General features: G+C 40.2%; 17 protein-coding genes and 1 pseudogene. 4 read left to right on the forward strand and 14 right to left on the reverse strand.

Annotated elements, in window-relative coordinates; all coding sequences use genetic code 11:
- Positions 1-364 precede the first annotated feature (364 nt).
- Together rne and OA91_RS19960 are read left to right on the forward strand one after the other, a co-directional pair.
- Complete coding sequence (rne, locus tag OA91_RS19955) at positions 365-3,466, forward strand: ribonuclease E (RefSeq protein ID WP_063337685.1); 3,102 nt, start codon at positions 365-367, stop codon at positions 3,464-3,466.
- Positions 3,467-3,674: 208 nt separating this feature from the next.
- On the forward strand, positions 3,675-5,321 hold the full coding sequence (locus OA91_RS19960; protein ID WP_063337686.1) for a SulP family inorganic anion transporter: 1,647 nt from the start codon (positions 3,675-3,677) through the stop codon (positions 5,319-5,321).
- 36 nt (positions 5,322-5,357) lie between these two features.
- Here OA91_RS19960 and OA91_RS19965 read toward each other — a convergent pair whose 3' ends face one another.
- From OA91_RS19965 to OA91_RS20000, 8 genes are read right to left on the reverse strand one after another with little or no spacing between them, the layout of a single operon-like run.
- Positions 5,358-6,236, reverse strand: a complete 879-nt coding sequence (locus OA91_RS19965) for a glutamate racemase (RefSeq protein WP_063337687.1) — start codon at positions 6,234-6,236, stop codon at positions 5,358-5,360.
- Position 6,237: 1 nt separating this feature from the next.
- Positions 6,238-7,275: a UDP-N-acetylmuramate dehydrogenase gene (gene murB / locus OA91_RS19970; protein WP_063337688.1), complete on the reverse strand. Its 1,038-nt coding sequence runs from the start codon at positions 7,273-7,275 to the stop codon at positions 6,238-6,240.
- Positions 7,276-7,288: 13 nt separating this feature from the next.
- Complete coding sequence (locus OA91_RS19975) at positions 7,289-7,771, reverse strand: low molecular weight protein-tyrosine-phosphatase (protein ID WP_063337689.1); 483 nt, start codon at positions 7,769-7,771, stop codon at positions 7,289-7,291.
- Positions 7,755-7,949, reverse strand: coding sequence for a Trm112 family protein (locus OA91_RS19980; protein WP_063337690.1), 195 nt, complete (start codon positions 7,947-7,949; stop codon positions 7,755-7,757). Before OA91_RS19980 ends, OA91_RS19975 begins: the two co-directional genes overlap by 17 nt.
- 16 nt (positions 7,950-7,965) lie before the next feature.
- The gene (gene lpxK, locus OA91_RS19985) at positions 7,966-9,051 is read right to left on the reverse strand and encodes a tetraacyldisaccharide 4'-kinase (protein WP_063337691.1); all 1,086 of its coding nucleotides are present in this window, start codon (positions 9,049-9,051) and stop codon (positions 7,966-7,968) included.
- A complete protein-coding gene (locus OA91_RS19990; protein ID WP_046019772.1) occupies positions 9,048-9,470 on the reverse strand; it encodes an ExbD/TolR family protein in 423 nt (140 codons plus the stop codon). The genes lpxK and OA91_RS19990 overlap by 4 nt, the downstream gene beginning before the upstream one ends.
- Entirely contained in the window at positions 9,467-10,099 is a 633-nt protein-coding gene (locus tag OA91_RS19995) for a MotA/TolQ/ExbB proton channel family protein (RefSeq protein WP_046019771.1), read from the reverse strand. The genes OA91_RS19990 and OA91_RS19995 overlap by 4 nt, the downstream gene beginning before the upstream one ends.
- Positions 10,100-10,110: 11 nt before the next feature.
- The gene (locus tag OA91_RS20000) at positions 10,111-12,069 is read right to left on the reverse strand and encodes a ComEC/Rec2 family competence protein (protein ID WP_063337692.1); all 1,959 of its coding nucleotides are present in this window, start codon (positions 12,067-12,069) and stop codon (positions 10,111-10,113) included.
- Positions 12,070-12,180: 111 nt separating this feature from the next.
- Here OA91_RS20000 and OA91_RS20005 point away from each other — a divergent pair, with 111 nt between their 5' ends.
- Positions 12,181-12,633, forward strand: coding sequence for a DUF2062 domain-containing protein (locus tag OA91_RS20005; protein ID WP_231870421.1), 453 nt, complete (start codon positions 12,181-12,183; stop codon positions 12,631-12,633).
- Positions 12,634-12,684: 51 nt separating this feature from the next.
- On the opposite strand, the gene OA91_RS20010 is transcribed toward OA91_RS20005, so the two are convergent.
- The 5 genes from OA91_RS20010 to dapA all read right to left on the reverse strand — a co-directional run bounded on the left by OA91_RS20010 (position 12,685) and on the right by dapA (position 17,461).
- The gene (locus tag OA91_RS20010; protein WP_063337693.1) at positions 12,685-13,377 is read right to left on the reverse strand and encodes an ABC transporter ATP-binding protein; all 693 of its coding nucleotides are present in this window, start codon (positions 13,375-13,377) and stop codon (positions 12,685-12,687) included.
- The gene (locus OA91_RS20015; RefSeq protein WP_046019767.1) at positions 13,370-14,614 is read right to left on the reverse strand and encodes a lipoprotein-releasing ABC transporter permease subunit; all 1,245 of its coding nucleotides are present in this window, start codon (positions 14,612-14,614) and stop codon (positions 13,370-13,372) included. The genes OA91_RS20010 and OA91_RS20015 overlap by 8 nt, the downstream gene beginning before the upstream one ends.
- 125 nt (positions 14,615-14,739) lie before the next feature.
- Positions 14,740-15,456: a phosphoribosylaminoimidazolesuccinocarboxamide synthase gene (purC, locus tag OA91_RS20020; RefSeq protein ID WP_046019766.1), complete on the reverse strand. Its 717-nt coding sequence runs from the start codon at positions 15,454-15,456 to the stop codon at positions 14,740-14,742.
- A gap of 32 nt (positions 15,457-15,488) precedes the next feature.
- Entirely contained in the window at positions 15,489-16,583 is a 1,095-nt protein-coding gene (locus tag OA91_RS20025) for a hypothetical protein (RefSeq protein ID WP_063337694.1), read from the reverse strand.
- Entirely contained in the window at positions 16,583-17,461 is an 879-nt protein-coding gene (gene dapA / locus OA91_RS20030) for a 4-hydroxy-tetrahydrodipicolinate synthase (RefSeq protein WP_063337695.1), read from the reverse strand. Before dapA ends, OA91_RS20025 begins: the two co-directional genes overlap by 1 nt.
- Positions 17,462-17,640: 179 nt before the next feature.
- Here dapA and bcp point away from each other — a divergent pair, with 179 nt between their 5' ends.
- Complete coding sequence (gene bcp / locus OA91_RS20035) at positions 17,641-18,090, forward strand: thioredoxin-dependent thiol peroxidase (protein ID WP_063337696.1); 450 nt, start codon at positions 17,641-17,643, stop codon at positions 18,088-18,090.
- Between the two features lie 258 nt (positions 18,091-18,348).
- Here bcp and OA91_RS20040 read toward each other — a convergent pair.
- Positions 18,349-19,110: pseudogene (locus tag OA91_RS20040) on the reverse strand (IS1182 family transposase); the annotation flags it as partial.
- Between the last annotated feature and the right edge of the window lie 65 nt (positions 19,111-19,175).

Below are 19,175 nucleotides of genomic sequence, written 5' to 3' on the forward strand. Positions count from 1 at the left end.
GCGACACTTCAGTTTATATCTTACCTCTGTAAAAGATAAGCTTAAATAATTTAACCACTTGATTTGGAAATTTCCTCTTCCAAGTGTAGAAAGTGTCTATTTTTTACACTTATCAACAGGTCTTATGCTCATATGTAGAAGAACATTGATAAGTATTGATTTTGTTATGAATGACGGCAATGAATGCACTCAATCGCTCCAGTAGAGCCCGTGAATATGTATGCGGAAAATGGACGTAAAAAGCACCCTCTATGCGCCTAAATGAAAGACAGAAAAGATCAACTAAATACGCGTTGTGTAACAACCATGACATAGCACTGCACGAGGAATTGGCTTTCTAACTCAGCAATACAGAGTTTTATAAATGATAAGAATGCTAATTAACGCAACTCAACAAGAAGAGTTGCGCGTGGCCTTAGTTGACGGCCAACGTCTGTACGATCTTGACATTGAATCTGGTTCTCGTGAACAAACAAAAGCTAATATTTACAAGGGTCGCATCACACGAATCGAGCCAAGTTTAGAAGCCGCTTTTGTTGATTACGGTGCTGACCGCCACGGTTTTTTACCTCTCAAAGAAATCTCAAAAACCTACTTCTCTAAAAAGCCTAATCACGGTGAAGGGCGCATCAATATTAAAGATGTACTATCTGAAGGCCAAGAAGTTGTTGTACAAGTAGACAAAGAAGAGCGTGGAAACAAAGGCGCAGCACTAACAACTTTTGTCAGTCTTGCTGGTCGTTATTTGGTATTAATGCCAAACAACCCTCGCGCAGGTGGTATTTCTCGCCGTATTGATGGCGACGATAGAACACAACTTAAAGAAGCTATGTCTGGCCTAAATATGCCTGATAATGGCGGCCTTATTGTTAGGACTGCTGGTGTTGGTCGTAGCACAGAAGAGCTTCAATGGGATTTGGATTACCTAAACACTCTTTGGAATTCTATCACTGGTGCAGCTTCTGAAAAGCCTGCCCCTTTCCTAATTTACCAAGAAAGCAACATAGTCATTCGCGCTATTCGCGATTACTTACGCGAAGACATTGGCGAAGTTCTGATTGATGAAAAGTCTGTTTTCCAAGATGCCATGAACTTTGTTATGCAGGTTATGCCTCATTTCAAGTCACGCATTAAGTTATATACAGATCAGACCCCGCTATTTAATCGCTTTCAAATTGAAAGCCAAATCGAAACAGCGTTTCAACGCGAAGTTCGTCTACCATCAGGTGGCTCGATTGTAATCGACCCAACTGAAGCATTAGTGTCTATCGATATTAACTCCGCTCGTGCCACTAAAGGCGGCGATATAGAGGAAACAGCTCTTCAAACAAACCTTGAAGCGGCTGACGAAATTGCACGCCAATTACGCCTGCGTGACATCGGCGGACTAGTTGTCATTGACTTTATCGATATGACACCTGTGCGCAACCAAAAAGAAGTTGAAAACCGCATGAAAGATGCCCTAGAAGCTGACCGCGCTCGCGTTCAACTAGGCCGTATTTCACGTTTTGGCTTACTAGAAATGTCTCGCCAACGTTTACGTCCTTCCCTAGGAGAAACGAGCGGCATCGTATGCCCACGCTGTACTGGCCAAGGCTTTATTCGTGATGTTGAGTCCTTAGCGTTATCCGTTCTTCGTTTAATCGAAGAAGAATGCGCGAAAGAAAGAACTGCACAAATTCGAGCAGTTTTACCTGTTTCTGTTGCGACCTTCCTACTTAATGAGAAGCGCACAAACATAGCCAAAATTGAAAAACGCAACCACGTTCATATTATTCTTGTGCCAAATCCTCATATGGAAACACCACATTTTGAAGTTGAACGTATTCGTGATGACAGCTCATCTGTTGTGCAAAACGAAAACAGCTACACCTTAGTAGAAACACCTGAACAACCTCCTTACGAGCCACGTCAACCTGACCAAGAAACACGTCAGAAAGCAGCTGTCACAAGCATAGCACCGGCAGCTCCTGCACCCGCTCCAACGGATGTTAAGAAAGCACCAGCTAAGACTCAACCTGTTGGTTTCTTTAAACGCATTCTAAATGCTATTTTTGGCGTAGAAGAAACACAAGAAACGAAACCAGTAGTAGAAAGCAAACCTACTAACAAAAAGTCAAACACACGCAACAACAAGAACAGCAAAAACAGAAACACCCGCGGTAACAACCGTAACGTGAAGCAAGCGCACTCTGATGAACGCGACAATGATAAACAGCAATCTACTAGACAAAGCCGTAGAGAGCAGGCTGAAGCTAAATCATCTAATCGCCATAAAAATACTCGTAATGATCAGCAGGACAACAAAGCTAACAACGAAGAGACGCAAAGCAAGCGCCCTCAACGTAAAGAGAAAGTTATCCCTGAAGTAAAAGAGCGCAAACGCGAGCGTAATCAAAACAAACGCCGTAATGGCAAACTTAAAGAAGAAGCAAATAAAGCTAACGAAGAAGCTATAGCTGCTAAAGCACAGCAACAAGCGACAGAGGAAGCAGCAGAAAAAGCCAGTAAAGCAGCTACAGAGAGCAAAGACGGCACACGTGAAAAACGTAACCCTAGTCGACGCACTCGTCGTGGCGGCCAGAACCGCAATCGTGACCAAGTAAAAGAAGAAAACCAAGCAACTGAAGTAAAAGCAGATGCAATAGTTGAGGCTAAAACTGAAGTAACTCCTGATACAGCTCCAGCAGCAGTGGTAGAAGTGATAGAAGTCGCAGAAGAAGCTAAAGCAGAAGTAGCACCAAAATCTACTCCTGAAGCTAAACATGAAACTGCACCAGAAACTCAAACTGAAGCAACACCAGCAGTTGAAACTGAAGTTAAAGCAGAAGCCACTCCTGAGGTAACAACTGAATCTGAGCCAGAAGTTAAGGCTGAAGCGACTCCTGAAGTTAAAGTTGAAACAACTCCTGAGGCAACACCTAAAGTTGAGGCAGAAGTTAAAACTGAAGTTATTTCTGAAGTTAAAGTGGAAACAACGCCTGAGGTAGCACCAAAAGCTGAGCCAGAAGCCAAGCTAGAAGTTAAGGTTAAAGCCGAAGCGGTTACTGAAGCGACAGAAGAAGCTATACTAGAAGTTAAAACCGAAGCAGCTCCTGAAGCCCCAAAAGAAGCCAAACCAGAAGTTAACGCTAAAACGACTCCTGAAGTAACAGAAGAAGCTAAACCAGAGACTAAATCTGACCTAGCAGCTGAAACTAAAGAAGTAACACCTGCTAAAAAACGTGCCCCAAGACGTGCTCGTGGTAAGCCAACAATAAAAGCCGAAGCACCTAAAGTGGCTGTTGAACTACCTCAAGCGGTTATAGATCAGCAAGAAAAGCAAAAAGCCGAAAGAGCTAAGCGCAATGCTGAAGCTAAACCTCGTCGTACTCGCAGCGAAACTCGTGTAAAAAATGACCCACGAGCAGCAAAGCAAGAACCAGTAGCAGAAACCACTACTGAAACAGCTAACCTGTCAGAATAATATCTATTCTTAAGGTTAAAAGAGCCCGCTAATCGCGGGCTCTTTTGCATTCAAAAAAGAAAAACGTTAGTTTAAACATGGCATAAATTACACCATAAAATAAAAACTTGAATCTTAGACTTTGATTCAAGCCAAGTGTCACTACATATTAGTTATTACATTGTTTTATAATAAAAATTTATACGTTTAACCTGTTACTGGATTATCTATGTTTTTTGGTGATTCTCGATTTAAAGATTTTCATTTTGTTGGTGACCTTTTTGGTGGACTAACTACAGCCATTGTCTCCCTACCTCTTGCACTTGCCTTTGGTGTTGCCTCAGGCGCTGGGGCTGAAACTGGTCTTTGGGGAGCGATACTTGTTGGCTTCTTCGCATCAGTTTTTGGTGGCTCAACGTCACTTATTTCTGAACCAACCGGCCCTATGACAGTTGTAATGACAGCGGTGCTCACCACCATGATGGCCGCTCATCCGGAACAAGGCCTTGCGATGGCGTTTACTGTCGTCATGCTTGCCGGACTCTTCCAAATCACCCTTGGTAAGTTAAAGCTAGGAAAATACATTACCCTGATGCCATATAGCGTCATTTCAGGCTTTATGTCAGGAATTGGTATCATCCTCATCATATTACAAATAGCCCCCTTTTTAGGGCAAACAAGCCCTCCAGGCGGTGTACCTGGTACATTATCCGCTCTACCAGACCTTGTGATGAATATGGATTTTGGCGAGCTATTTTTAGGATTAATGACGTTAGCCGTTTTATATTACATGCCGAAAAAGTGGCAAAAATACGTACCACCTCAACTACTTGCCCTGGTCAGTATTACACTTGTTTCAATCATTATTTTTGATCAAGACAGCATAAGACGTATTGGTGAAATCCCATCAGGCCTTCCTAGTTTACACTGGCCAACCTTTACCTTTGATATGATGGGAAATATGGTAATTAACGCCTTAGTGTTAGGCACACTTGGCTGTATTGATACTTTACTCACCGCCGTTATTGCCGATAGCTTGACGCGAAAGGAGCACGACTCTAACAAGGAGCTTGTTGGACAAGGGATAGCTAATCTAATTTCAGGCTTTCTAGGCGGCTTACCTGGAGCAGGCGCAACAATGGGAACTGTTGTAAATGTTCAGTCTGGCGCCAGATCACCTATCTCAGGCATGGTAAGAGCTTTCATTCTATTTTTAGTCGTAATGTGGGCTGCAGACTTAACAGCATCTATACCAATGGCTGTACTTGCAGGTATCGCCCTTTATGTCGGTATTAATATTTTAGATTGGAGCTTCCTTCAAAGAGCCCATAAAGTCGCATGGTCCCCCACCGTTATAATGTATGGCGTAATGCTACTAACCGTTTTTGTGGACCTGATGGTTGCTGTTGGTATCGGTGTGTTTATCGCAAACATCCTCACAATTGAGAAATTAAGTCGTTTACAATCAGGAAATATTAAAGCCATCAGCGACGCTGATGATGACACACCACTCACCACAGAAGAAACTGAGCTACTCGATAAAGCCGACGGTAAAATTTTATTCTTCTACCTATCTGGCCCTATGATTTTTGGGGTTAGTAAAACAATTGCCAAACACCACAATACGGTTCAAGAATATCAAGCCATGGTATTGGACTTAAGTGCTGTCCCCATGATGGATTTAACTGTTGGGCTAGCACTTGAGAACGCAATAAAAGATGCCGTTGAATCTGGCTGCAAAGTGTTTATTTTTTGCCCCAACGGACAAGCAATTGACCGACTAGAAAAACTTAATATCCCTGCATTACTGCCTGAAGATGCCTTTGTAGACTCACGAAAAGAAGCGCTTGAAAAAGCAAATCAAAGCCTCAGTTAATCAAAACACCCAAGATTAATCGATGTATAACAACGATTAATCTTGGATGCAATTGGCTTTATTAAACACTTCCCACTTAGCCATTCGAGCCTGCCCCAACAAACCCTCTAACCAGCTATATAATCTAACCACATCCGCTTTTCTTGAACTTGAATACAAATATAGGTTTTGTTGAGACTCTATAGCTTCTTCCAAATCTAGCTCTTGCTCTATACGAACAAGCACCCTATCAGCAACTGCTTGACTAGGCTCAACAATACTTATAGATGGGCCAAGTAATGACTCAAACATAGGCATAATCAGAGGGTAATGTGTGCAGGCAAGCACAAGCACTTTTGAATTCATTGATACCAAGATATCTTTAATTCGAAGCAATTCTTGTTCAACAACTTGCTGACTATTCGGCAACTCATCTATGGCTTTCGCCAAGATATGGCTCGCAATACAATGATATTTAACAAAAGTATCGGAGTTAGACTTTTCTATTCGAAGGTTATTTTGAATTAGAGCCCTAAGCCGCTGACTTTCGCATGACACAGGTGTCGCTAACACACTTACAACACCAGACTCTAACATTAAGCTGGCAGGCTTTACTGCAGGCTCCACACCGACAACAATTATTTTATTATCTACAACACAAGGGAGGTTTCGAATATAGGAGATAGCAGATAAAGTAGCAGTGTTACAAGCAATAACTAAGACATTTACACCTGACTTAATCATAAAGTAGCAGATTTTTTCTAACCTTGTACGCATACGGTCAATAGTCAAATTACCGTAAGGTGCAAACGCATCATCAGCAAAATAGTGATATTCATATTTATGGTTCGATTTAAGTAAGGCTGACAAAACAGTCAAACCTCCAGCACCTGAATCTAATACACCAATCTTAAGCTGAACATGTGTAGATGCCATATTAAATTAATGGCATCTTACCAAGCTGTACAGGTTCACGTTCAAGCACAACACCAAATTTTTGCTTAATATCTAATTTAATCTCTTGCTCGAGTTTTAACAAAGCATCCGCTTTTTGAGCATCATGATTAACAAGACACAAGGCCTGCTTTTCATAGACACCAACACCATTCTGACTTACTCCTTTCCAACCAGCCTTATCAATCATCCAACCAGCTGCAAGTTTCCACCCTCCTTCAAAGGAGAAAGCCACAAGGTCAGGATAATCTAGAGAAACTCGTTGATATTCTAGATTCGTAACAATAGGGTTTTTGAAAAAGCTTCCCGCATTACCTATCAATTTAGGATCAGGCAATTTTGAAGAGCGCACAGAGCAAACTCGATCAAATACTTGCTTTATTGTCGGCTCTGAAGGTAACCCTTCAGCCAAACCACCATAAGACACCTTGACCTCATGAACTAAATTCAACTCTAAGCAAATGGCAGTAATGAAATACTTGTCAGTCCACTTACCTTTAAAATGACTATCTCGGTAAGCAAAACCACAATCTTCAGCCTCTATCCAGAGTAACTCCCCATTAGCCCTATCTAAAACCTGGACCCGCGACAGTGCATCTTTAATCTCTACGCCATAAGCACCAATATTTTGAACTGGTGCAGCACCCGCGGTGCCTGGTATTAGCGCTAAATTTTCAATACCTGATAAATCGTTCTCTATCGCAAAAGTAACCACCTCATGCCAGTTCTCACCTGCTGAAACAAGCACCTCAACACATGCGTCAGTTCTAGATAAACTAATCCCTTTTAAGCAATTAATTAACACAAGAGCATCAAGGTCACCTGTGAGCAATAGGTTACTCCCCTCGCCTATCATAGATATAGGAATACTATTTGAATTAGCCCATTCAATCGCGCTTTTTAGTTGGTCTAAATTAAAAATTTGAGCATAAAAAGCCGCTAAGGCATCAAAACGAAAACTATTATGAGGTTTAAGCGAGATTTTTTCTTGAATGAAATCAGGCTTGACTATACACGTCATATTTAGCCCCTTATTATTCAGATTCAATCTTATTGAGAAAAGACTGAGACAATCGCTCTAAATGATCAGCCATACGCTCAAAACCATCATCAGCCCCATAATAGGGGTCAGCGACATCCTCATTAGCACCAGAGAAGCTTGAAAATAAAGCAAGCTTATGACTCAAAGAAGCAGGACAACTAGATTGCAGATCTTTCAAGTTAGATTTATCCATTGCCAATATCCAATCAAAATATTCAAAATCAGACGACTTAACCTGTCTTGCCTCTTGCTGACTAATATCCAGCCCTCTTAAAGACAAAGTTGACACAGACCGACTATCTGGTGAATTCCCAACATGATAGGCAGCCGTACCGGCTGAATCCACATTAATATTCAAACTTCGTTTATTAATATTGTCCTCTAAAATACCTTGGGCAGCAGGAGAACGACATATATTCCCCAAGCAAACCACCAAGACATTCAAGACTTTATCAGTACTATTTTTTTGATTCATCAAGACGCTCTTCTGTCGTCAATGTTCTTGCTTCAGTTTCCAGCAAGACAGGTATGCCATCACGAATAGGATAAGCCATCCCACCTACTTTACTAATTAGCTCAGTACCAGCCTCATTCAGCACTAGAGGTGTTTTTGTTACAGGACAAACTAAGATATCTAATAATGCTTTTTTCATTTCAACTTCCTAAAAACTACTCTTTGCTACTAACTGATATCAACTTTTCAGTTAGTGACTCAATAAACTCTGCAGGCAATCCTACCTCAATTGGTAAATACCATACATTGTCATTATCTAAATTAAGGTCTTTACATTTTACGGCGTCTTTTTCTGTCATCACCACGGGGTTATCTTGAGCAACATCGTCTGCACTAAATTTATGATGATCACCAAACCAGCTTGTAGTATAGCCAGAAGGTAAACCCGCTTCTAACAAGGTATTTAAGAAGCGTTCAGGGTTACCAATACCAGCGACCAAGCTGCATTGTTTGAAGCCTTTTAATACCTCTAGAGCAACATGTTCACCCGTTTTAAGATTAACTAAGCTTTGAGGACTGACAGAAGCAGGGATTAACTTAGAATCTAGTATTTCTGCATTATCAATACCCTGATAGCTAAGCAATAATTCTCTTATTTCTTGTTTCTTTCGCTCTAAATCAGGCTGAGTTTTTTCAGACACAAGACTAATCACATAATCAACCTCTAAAACTCTTGAAGCAGGCTCTCTCAAAGGCCCTACTGGCAAAAGAGCACCATTACCAAGCCCTCTTTTAGCATCCAACATAAGCAGTTCAATATCTCTTGCCATAGCATAGTGCTGCATACCATCATCACTAATTACTAGGTCAACCCGCTTATCTTCAAGCAAGACATTTATTGCATCGACTCGGTTCTGACAAATGACCATAGGACATCTTGAACGTCGCACTAACATCACAGGCTCATCACCACATTCATTAGCGAGAGACTCAGGTGTTACTCGAATCGGATTTGCGGCAGAAACACCATAACCACGTGATACAATCCCTGGGTAGTATCCCGCTAATTTAAGCGCTTCAATTAGAGCAAGCACCATGGGAGACTTTCCAGTCCCCCCAACACTGATATTACCAACCACAATAACAGGGACATTCACTTGCTTATGTTTATCAGTATCCGCTAGGAACTGACGACGTTTTTTAGCCACAAGATGTGAAACAAGTGGCAACACAGGCCTAAATACTTGAGTCCATTTGTTTTTCCCGTACCATGCTTTATTAAATAAAGTTTCTAAACTCACTCTTGCGTTTCTCTCGCTGTTGTATGAGCCAACTTAGCAAAACCTAATTGAGCGGCTGCATCATAGATGCGCAATACGAGTTCATAAGATGCTTTAGCGTCTGCAGTAATGATCAGCGGCCTTTGTGTATCTCCCTCAGAAACTTCTAATATCCCCTGTTTAAGAGTGTCCGCTTTTTCATTAATTAAAGTCATTCCATTTAAAGTGTACTGACCATCTGCCGTAATTAAGATCTCTATTTTATTTTTTTCTGAGTCAGAAACTTGTGAAGCCTGTGCGCTTGGTAGCTCAATCGTCAGCTCATCCGTTTGCTTGAATGTCGTTGTCACCATAAAAAAGATAAGTAAGAGGAAAACAACGTCAATCAAAGGCGTTAAATTAATATTTACCTCATCAATTTTTTGACGTCTAAACTTCAACGCTTGCCTCCTGCAGAAACAGCATCACGGTCGCCATGAATCACTTCAACCAATTTTGTCGATTGTTGCTCCATAGTCACAACTAACTCATCAATTCTACGAGCAAAAAAACGATGAAAAATAAGCGCAGGAATTGCCACACCTAAGCCTGCAGCGGTTGTTAATAAGGCCTCTGAAATCCCCCCGGCCAGCAATGCGGTATCACCAACACCTTGCTCCATCAACACAGCAAAAACCTTAATCATACCAACTACTGTACCTAGTAAGCCCAGAAGTGGTGATATTGCCGCAATTGTTCCTAATGTATTCATAAAGCGTTCTAATTCATGAATAACATGGCTGGCTGCTTCCTGAATACTTTCCTTCATAATATTGCGGCCATATTTTGAGTTCAAAATACCCGCAGCAAAAATAGACCCCATCCCCATACTAAGCTGTAATTTACGTATATTTTCACGGTTCAACTTATCTTCGCGCAGCATCATTAAGATGTTATTCAACATACCATGAGGAGTTATTTTTGAGCGCCTTAAGGTCCAAAAACGTTCAATGACTATAGCTAATGTTAAAATAGAACAGGCAAGAAGCGGCCACATAAAAAAACCGCCAGATTGAATAAAATCTAACACAAAAAACTCCCTTAATGCTTTGGCGAATAATTTAACACACTCTCAAGCTCGGCAACACGCATACAATTGTTTTCTTGACCTGAAATTAAAAAAATCAAACAGTTAGAATGCTTTATAACCCATTGCCCTCGCCAAAACTCAAATTTTATCACCTCCCCTTCCGCCAAAACTAGCCAAGACACATTCATAGCCTCCATGAGTGCGGTAAGTTTTAAATCTGGGGGAGCATTCAGAACTAGCCATTTAGGCGACAAGGCTTTTAAGAAGTAAGCTGACACCTTCCCATTAGAGAATGGCCATATTAGTACTCTCTCGTTTTCAGTAAGCTCATCAAAGTAATCTCCCAGCCACAACATAGACATTTCAGAGGTATTATTTACCCAAATTGATGAAAGTAAGGAATTAGTCTGATCGGACTTCAGCTCAATAATATTTGTATTATTCGAAAGCTGGTAAGTACCTGTTCCAACTTCACTTAATTTTCCTGAAAAAATCATCACAGATATAAGAAAGGGAAAACACAACCAAACATAGCCTTTATGCCGAAATAGAACCCAAATCAAACAGAGCAAATATAACACCAATTTAATAGCGACTCCTAAGTCTCTGTTAAGCGACAAAGAAGGTAAGTCCATTAAAAAATACTCTAGCTTAGGCAAAGCCCAGATTAGCAATTCATCCAACCAAATCATTAAATTAATTTCAGCAAGAATAAAGTCAAATAGGCTAGCAAGAAATGCCATTGGGAAAAGAAAAATACCAATAATTGGTAAGCAAATAAGATTAATGAGTATCACACCCGATGATAACGAAATCTGCCACCCCAGAATTAAGCTTGTAGCACATAAACTTAACAAAACTTGCAATTGAATAGTCTGAAATGTTTGCTTTGCATCCCGCTCAAAGTATATGAGCAATAGATAGACTAGAGAAAATGATAACCACAAACCAACTGAATAAATTGATAAAGGATCTATCAATAAGATTAAATATAAACTTATTGATAACACGTAGACTGATGCTAATTTGATACCAAACAATTTCATTGCTTGCCAAGTAAAAAGCATAATAACAGCCCTTTGCACAGACTCTCCCCAACCAGTTAAATAAGCGTAAAACAAGGTTATTGGCATCAATATGAGCAATGTAAAGGCCAATTTCTCTCCAAAGAAACCAATTAAAAAAGAAGGTAGAATTTGCCATGATAAACGGGAAATCGTAGAACCAATAAGATAGATAAAGCCAATATGCAGTCCAGAAACTACAAATAAGTGCATAAGGCCAAAGTACTTAATTGACCAACGCTGTTTTTGGCTAAGTGCTTGAGTGTCGCCAAAAAGCAAAGCCTTTATATAAGGCCAACTTTTTAGAGACTCATACAAATCATCCAGTTTATTAAGCAAACTAACTCTTAAAGTCGGTTTAATATCTTCGAATTTTCTCTTCTGCTCTTCACTCCAATTAAGCACTTGAAAATGAAGCTCGCCACTTAAGCCATTACGATACAAGCGCCTTTGTAGCCAATTCCCATAAATATCAGCGACTTCTATCGAGGTAAGTTTTAGTGAGACATTTGAGGAGTTATTAACAGGTTCAATTTGCTGATAGCTTTCGTTAAAAGCAAATTTAACAACAAACCTTTGCCTATTAAACCTAAACACTTGATACCAAGTAGACTCGCGCTTCACAAGAGCACTAACATCAAGCATATATCCAAACTCAGAATGCCTTGTAACATCTGCAAAAGAAATAGAATACTCATCCATTAACTTAAGTCGAAGATCTGTATCCTGCTGCCCCCAAGTTAGCAGCAAACTTATTAATAATATTGTAATAAAAATCAGATGTTTGTAGTTTTTAGTCGCTAATAAATAGAGACAGAAGATTAAGATATGAGTAAAATACCCGAGTCTTATTTCGTATGGGCACAAAACACCCAAAATAAGCAATGCAAGTTGCATCAGCAGCATTAAGACCTCCATGTCCTTTTAGCTACTTTAGAAAAACACTCTATGCCAAAGCGATATTTTAAAAGATTTATACCTCATCCCGACAAGCTAAAGGAAAATAGATTATTAGCCTTGTTAGGAAGTAAAATTTATGACCATGAGCTGTGGCATTTACATAGAAAATCTGTTGCTAAAGCCTTTTTAAATGGACTGTTTTGGGCTGCCCTTCCAATGCCCCTTCAAATGCTTGCTGCAGCTTTGTTTGCCATCCCCTTAAGAGCAAACATCCCTCTTTCCATTGCTTTGGTCTGGGTATCAAACCCTATCACTATGCCTTTCCTATTTTACTTTAACTATTTGATAGGCACGCTAGTTGTTGGCAACAACCATGGATCTGAATTTCAACTTTCTATTGACTGGATCTGGGGGCAACTAGAGCACATTTGGCTACCTTTATACATAGGCTCCCTCATCACAGGCCTTGTAGCAAGCATTACAGGCTATTTAGCCATCCTGATACTTTGGCGTCACAAGGTAAATAAACGCTGGAACGCAAGAAAGCTTAGGCCAAAAAAGAAGCATTAAAAAGCCGGTATTGAAACAACACCGGCTTAGTTTGATTTCTATCACTATTAATTAGGCTATCTCAATTTCTTGAATCTTTCCAAAATGCAAACGATAAGCAGAATCCATCCAATCTAGCATCCCCTCATCATGGGTAACAATTAGAAAAGCCATATTCAACTCGACTTTCAAGCTTTGAATTAAAGCCTGAATCTCGTTACCAGTTTTTTCGTCTAAATTACCTGTTGGCTCATCCATTAACACACACGCAGGATCGTTCGCTAACGCTCTTGCTATTGCAACTCGCTGACGTTCACCACCAGAAAGCTGAGATGGCCTGTGATCTAACCTAGCACCCAATCCAACCTGCCCAAGTAAAGATTTAGCTTTAGTTTGACTCTCTTTGCGAGTTTTATTTGCTATCAACATGGGCATCATCACATTTTCAAGCGCACTAAACTCTGGAAGAAGATGATGAAATTGATAAACAAAACCTAAGTTTTTATTACGCATGATCGCCCTATGCTTGTCTTTCATGCTAGCCCAAGACACCCCATCTAAAAGGACATCGCCACTTGTCGCAAGATCCAGTCCTGCCAAAAGGTTTAATAAAGTTGTTTTACCTGAGCCTGAAGCACCCACTATAGCAGCAGTTTCTCCAGCTCTTAGGTCAAGCTGAATCCCTTCAAATACAGATACCTTGTGCTTACCATCATCGTAATCTTTACAGAGGTCTTGGCATTCTAAAACAAGTTTATTATTCATAACGTAGAGCCTCTGCTGGTTGAACTTTTGATGCTCGCCACGCAGGATAAATTGTCGCCAACACTGTCATAATAAAAGCGGAAATCATAATTAACTTAACATCTTGCCAATTCAGCTCAGAAGGCAAATAACTAATAAAATAAACATCTGCATTCAGAAACTGAATATTCATAACTTTTTCAAACCAACTAATTACAGCACTCACATTTAAAGCGCCAAGTACACCTAAAACAAGCCCCAAAAGAGAACCAAATGCACCTATAAAAATACCTTGTACAATAAACACACACATCACTTGGCCAGAGGTTAACCCCATGGTTCTCAAGATAGCAATATCAGTTTGCTTATCTGTCACCACCATGACCAAGGTGGATACAATATTAAATGCTGCCACAGCAATAATAAGTAAAAGCAAAAGAGCAATCATGGTTTTTTCCATCTGGATTGCCTGAAATAAATTACCATGGGTTTTTGTCCAATCACTAACCCTATTTTGTCCCGGCACTGCTCTGGCAATCTCCCAGATTGCAGTAGGTGCTTTAAACAAGTTATCAAATGATATTCTTAAAGCCTCCACCTGACCTTTAGGCAAGCGTTTTAATTTAGCCGCATCATTAATGTGGATATAAGCAAGGCTTGAATCGAGTTCAGCGCCAACCTTAAAAATACCAACTAAGGTAAATCGCTTTAATCTAGGCGTAATCCCTGCAATAGAGACATTCGCTTCAGGCAAAATAGCCGTTACTTTATCCCCTAACTTAACCCTTAAAATTTTAGCCAGCTGCTCACCTAAAATGATGCCAAATGATTGATTATTCAAGGCATCCAAAGACCCCTTAACCATATGTTCATCTATGATAGATACTTTAGCTTCTAACTCAGGATCAATACCATTTAAAAGCGCACCTTGCACACCTTTTTTAGATTGAAACATAACTTGTGCCTGAGTATGAGGAGCAACACCAAGAACTCCAGGTAAAGCTTCAACCAACTGTGCATCTGCCTGCCAATTGAGCAAGTTTGGACTGCCCCACAAAGTAGCGTGAGGTACCATTCCTAAAATTCTTTGTCGCAACTCACGATCAAACCCATTCATAACCGATAAGACAACAATCAAAACAGCAACACCTAAAGCTAAGCCAGCTATAGATGAGAAGCTAATAAAAGAAATAAAATGATTGTTCCTCTTTGCACGAGCATAACGAAGCCCAATTCGAACAGGTAAAAAATTAAACAAATGACATCCTTAAAAGTCTAAATCTTGCTTTCACTAACTTATAAATCATTACATGTTTTTTCAGAGATAAAAAAAGGGGTTTCCCCCTCTTTTTATCTTAAAATGTATCGATATTGACTACATCATTAAGCGTCAAAATCAATCCCTATACGGCGACCAACTTCTTCGTAAGCTTCAATCACACCGCCTAAACCTTGACGGAATCTATCCTTATCAAGTTTTTCACGGGTACTGCTATCCCATAAACGACAGCCATCTGGACTAAACTCATCACCCAAAACAACCTCACCATTAAAGATGCCAAACTCTAACTTATAATCAACAAGCAGCATTCCACCTTTAGCAAACATGTCTTTTAATACATCATTCACTTTATATGTTAGCTCTTTAGCGATCGCTAGATGCTCTGGTTTAGCCCAACCAAACACTTCAACATGAGACTCATTAATCATAGGGTCACCAAGATCATCATTCTTCAAGAACAATTCAAATGTTGGTGGGTTTAACTCTAAACCTTCTTCTACACCTAAACGACGACATAAGCTGCCAGCAGCAATATTTCGCACTACACACTCAACAGGCATCATATCTAAGCACTTAACCAAGCACTCATTATCACTTAACAATGCTTCAAAATGCGTTGGAATACCTGCTTCTTGCAGCTTAGTCATAATAAAAGCGTTGAACTTATTATTCACCATACCTTTACGGTCTAGCTGCTCAACCTTTTTACCATCAAATGCTGACGTATCATCACGAAATACGAGAACCATTTTATCAGGGTCATCTGTTTTAAATACAGATTTTGCCTTACCTGCATATAGTTCTTCACGCTTTTCCATTGGAGAGTCTCCGCTTAATTTTGCTATAGGGGTTATTTTTTCAGTGCAGACATAATTCGATATGAAACCACTTCAGGCTGTTCTGTCGCAGATGTATCTGCTTCTAAAAACAAACCTTCGGCTCTTTGAACTAGGTCAACAGGGTAAACTCGCTTTTGCCATTCAACGTTATCAAGGTTACGTCTTTTCATATTAAATAAGAAAAGCTCCTCCCCATCTTTCGTTTTGGTTGGTAGATTGATGCGCCTAAGATCACCAACTTTAGCTACCTCACCCTCTGTCACGAATGCCAATTCTAGAGGATCACGAGAAATTAAATATAAGTCACTTTGATCAATAAAGGATGCAACATCAGACTCAGCTAAAGAAGCATCAAGCCTTAAAACATATCCACCCTCACTGGTCACCCAGATATTAGTCTTTGATTCTGATTCAACTGCCAACTTATTATCTTGAGCAAGAGACTCACGAGAAACAGCAGAAATAAACTGTAAACCAAGCGCATAGTCTTTATCACTACTTTCTGGGCTTAACCAGTCACCATACTCTATATCATTACTTTGATCTTTACTGATTACTCGGTGCTGGAATCCAACACGGGTACCACTTTCAGCCTCTGCTAGCTCAAACCTATATTCAGTACGATCTGGGTACAATCGAGTGATATTATAATAAAACTTTAACAAGGTACCGATATCTTGATCGCCAATTGGCGCACTGATAATTTCCGTCTCTGTATTCACAGCGATTGGGTCACCTTCACCATGCATTGATACTAGAAAGTTTTTTATTACAGCGCCAAGTGTTTCAGGCTCTAGAGGAGTATTAATCCAAAGAATATCCTCTTGCCAACTAATATCTAAATCAGCCAGTGGCGAGAAAGAATCAGGTATGGCCTTAGTAGGAATAGAAAGATCAGGCGCTAGAGTCGTGTCTGAAATTTTATCTTCATTTGGAATAACAAACCTATCTCTAGCAGTTACAGATCCCTGTGGCACGATTAATTCAGCGTTATTTGCTTGGCTTTGCTGATAGACATCTGCTTTATCATCAATAAGAGAACAACCTGTCACAGTAATAGTAACGGCTACAGCAGCCGCTAGTTTATTCAATTTAGCTATGCCCATTAATCAATTACCTCAGCTTGTTTCATTGCCTCAATCACTGGAGCGTGAAATGAATCAGCAAAATAAGTTAGTGGCAATCTAATACCTGAGTCACATAATCCTAATTGCTCACAAGCCCACTTCACAGGAATTGGATTAGATTCTAAAAATAAGTTTTTATGTAGACCTAACAAACTAGCATCAACAGCTTTTGCCTCAGCAGCCTTACCTTGCAATGCTAATTCAGCTGCTTTCGCCGTTTTAGCAGGAGCAACGTTTGCAGTGACAGAGATATTACCTTTACCACCTAATAAAATTAAATCAACTGCAGTTGGATCATCACCTGAATAAACCGCGAAATCTGCAGGCACTTGCTCGATTAAAGCTTTACCACGAGCCAAATCACCCGTCGCGTCTTTAATACCAATAATATTTGAAATAGAAGATAAGCGTAATGTTGTAGCATTTTCCATATCGCACGCTGTTCTTCCTGGCACGTTATATAAAATTTGCGGGATATCAACTGCTTCTGCTATTGCTTTGAAATGTTGAAACAACCCCTCTTGTGTCGGCTTGTTATAATAAGGTGTTACCAGCAAACAAGCATCTGCACCAGCATCTTTTGCTCTTTGAGTTAGGTCAATCGCTTCATGTGTTGAATTTGCACCAGTACCAGCAATAACAGGTACTCTACCAGCAACAGTTGTCACCACTTGACGAATAACATTTGCATGTTCTTCATAATCAAGCGTTGCCGACTCACCTGTGGTCCCTACAGCAACAATACCATGTGTTCCCTGTTTTAAATGGAACTCTATAAGCTCATCTAGTTTAGTAGAATCAAGCTTCCCATCATTTGTCATGGGAGTAATTAGAGCAACCAGGCTGCCAGTGATCATTACGCGTCTCCAGTAAAATTTTATGCGTGCATATAGTACAGTTGCACAAACTTAAGAACAACAAGACTCTGCTTATAAGAAGAGGAAATCCTGTCTTTTTATTGGTTTAATAAGGTGTTACCCCGTTCAGCAAGCTGCTAAACTTCATGCTTATTCACTCTAAAGCATGGAAATAAATTATGACTCTTGAAGTAGGGCAACTTGCGCCAGATTTTGAAATCGAAAACCAAGACGGCCAGCTAACCACACTCTCTCAGTTTAAAGGCAAAAAAGTCGTTTTATACTTCTATCCAAAAGATTCAACTCCAGGCTGCACAGCTCAGGCATGTAACCTAAGAGACAACTATGAAAGCTTGATCGCTCAGAACTTTGTTGTTCTTGGCATCAGTACAGATACAGAAAAGCGCCACCAAAACTTCATTAAGAAAAATGACTTACCCTTTCCGTTACTTGCTGATACAGAAAGAAAACTGCACGAACTATACGACACATGGCAACTTAAAAAGTTCATGGGGAGAGAGTTTATGGGGACAGTCAGAACAACCTTTATCATTGATGAAGAAGGGATTATCACTGACATCATAAAAAAGGTTAAAACCAAAGAGCATAGCGCGCAAATACTAGCCTAACTTCTAAGGACAGGTTCAGCATTTAGGTACGCAATATGCTAGCCTGCTGAATATAGATAAATAAAAAGGGCGCCTAAATAGGCGCCCTCAGATTAGTGACAAACCCCAGTTAAAATCTGGGGTTTGTTATTTTGAAGTCTTATCTCTCTATTTAAGTTATTTCCCTTTTAATACATTTACCAACCTTTCAATTACTCTTATAAAGCGCAAAATGATGCCGTCATGGTAATTATCACGTCTTTTTTCTCTCTAGTCCGTTAGCATGGCTATTTTCTTTATGTTTTGTGCTGCCGCTGTCATTAATGCTTGAGCTTGGACCTTATGCTGACCTCTGAAGCGAGCATAACGATAACCATGTAACTCTTTTGCATCTGCAAAACTACGCTCTACTGTTTCTTTTCGTCGTTTATAGATTCTCTTACCGCGTTCACTCAGACGCTTTACATACGCTCTCTCTTTGCTGCCTTGCCAGAGATGACGTGTGATTGTTTTGACATATTTCACGTTCTTCGTACAACGCTTCAGCGATGGGCATGTGGCACATTCTGCTGGGTGAGATTGATAGTGGTGATATCCTTCTCTTGTCGTTGTTTTATAGATAAGGGATTGCCCCTGTGGGCATTGATAGGTATTCGTGTCTGGGTCGTATTCATAATCCTTTTTATAGAACATGCCTGCTTTATGATTTAAGCGGCGATAAGCGATCGCTGGGAAGATCCCTTTATCCTCCAGCTGCTTACACAGCGCTGCTGTGTTATAGCCTGCATCAAGTCCAACAGCTTGCACATCAAAACTAAACCGCTCCTCTTGCCGTTTTAATCTTGCCATATAAGGGCGCGCATCATGTACATTGCCTGATGTAACATGCACATCAGTGATGATGTTGACTTTACTATCAACAGTACGATGATCGAGATAGAAAAAGCCTTTAGGCTTTTGATCCCGCACCATGTAGCCGCTATCAGGATCGGTTGTGCTTTGTTTGATCGTTTTTTCAGGTGGCGCCTTTTTGGATGGCGCTAAGGCTTTTTTCCAAGTCTTTCCCTTTCTGTTGCGACATCGGCATCAAGTTGATCGAAGTAAGC

Source organism: Marinomonas sp. SBI8L, from assembly GCF_001624705.1.
Classification (GTDB): domain Bacteria; phylum Pseudomonadota; class Gammaproteobacteria; order Pseudomonadales; family Marinomonadaceae; genus Marinomonas.

What these genes read in the sequence shown, in the direction of transcription:
- OA91_RS20010 (WP_063337693.1), bottom strand. Translation starts at nt 13,377, where the DNA reads ATGAATAATAAACTTGTTTTAGAATGCCAAGACCTCTGTAAAGATTAC.
- dapA (WP_063337695.1), bottom strand. Translation starts at nt 17,461, where the DNA reads ATGATCACTGGCAGCCTGGTTGCTCTAATTACTCCCATGACAAATGAT.
- OA91_RS20025 (WP_063337694.1), bottom strand. Translation starts at nt 16,583, where the DNA reads ATGGGCATAGCTAAATTGAATAAACTAGCGGCTGCTGTAGCCGTTACT.
- OA91_RS20000 (WP_063337692.1), bottom strand. Translation starts at nt 12,069, where the DNA reads ATGCTGCTGATGCAACTTGCATTGCTTATTTTGGGTGTTTTGTGCCCA.
- rne (WP_063337685.1), top strand. Translation starts at nt 365, where the DNA reads ATGATAAGAATGCTAATTAACGCAACTCAACAAGAAGAGTTGCGCGTG.
- OA91_RS19965 (WP_063337687.1), bottom strand. Translation starts at nt 6,236, where the DNA reads ATGGCATCTACACATGTTCAGCTTAAGATTGGTGTATTAGATTCAGGT.
- OA91_RS19960 (WP_063337686.1), top strand. Translation starts at nt 3,675, where the DNA reads ATGTTTTTTGGTGATTCTCGATTTAAAGATTTTCATTTTGTTGGTGAC.
- bcp (WP_063337696.1), top strand. Translation starts at nt 17,641, where the DNA reads ATGACTCTTGAAGTAGGGCAACTTGCGCCAGATTTTGAAATCGAAAAC.
- OA91_RS19975 (WP_063337689.1), bottom strand. Translation starts at nt 7,771, where the DNA reads ATGAATCAAAAAAATAGTACTGATAAAGTCTTGAATGTCTTGGTGGTT.
- purC (WP_046019766.1), bottom strand. Translation starts at nt 15,456, where the DNA reads ATGGAAAAGCGTGAAGAACTATATGCAGGTAAGGCAAAATCTGTATTT.
- OA91_RS19980 (WP_063337690.1), bottom strand. Translation starts at nt 7,949, where the DNA reads ATGAAAAAAGCATTATTAGATATCTTAGTTTGTCCTGTAACAAAAACA.
- murB (WP_063337688.1), bottom strand. Translation starts at nt 7,275, where the DNA reads ATGACGTGTATAGTCAAGCCTGATTTCATTCAAGAAAAAATCTCGCTT.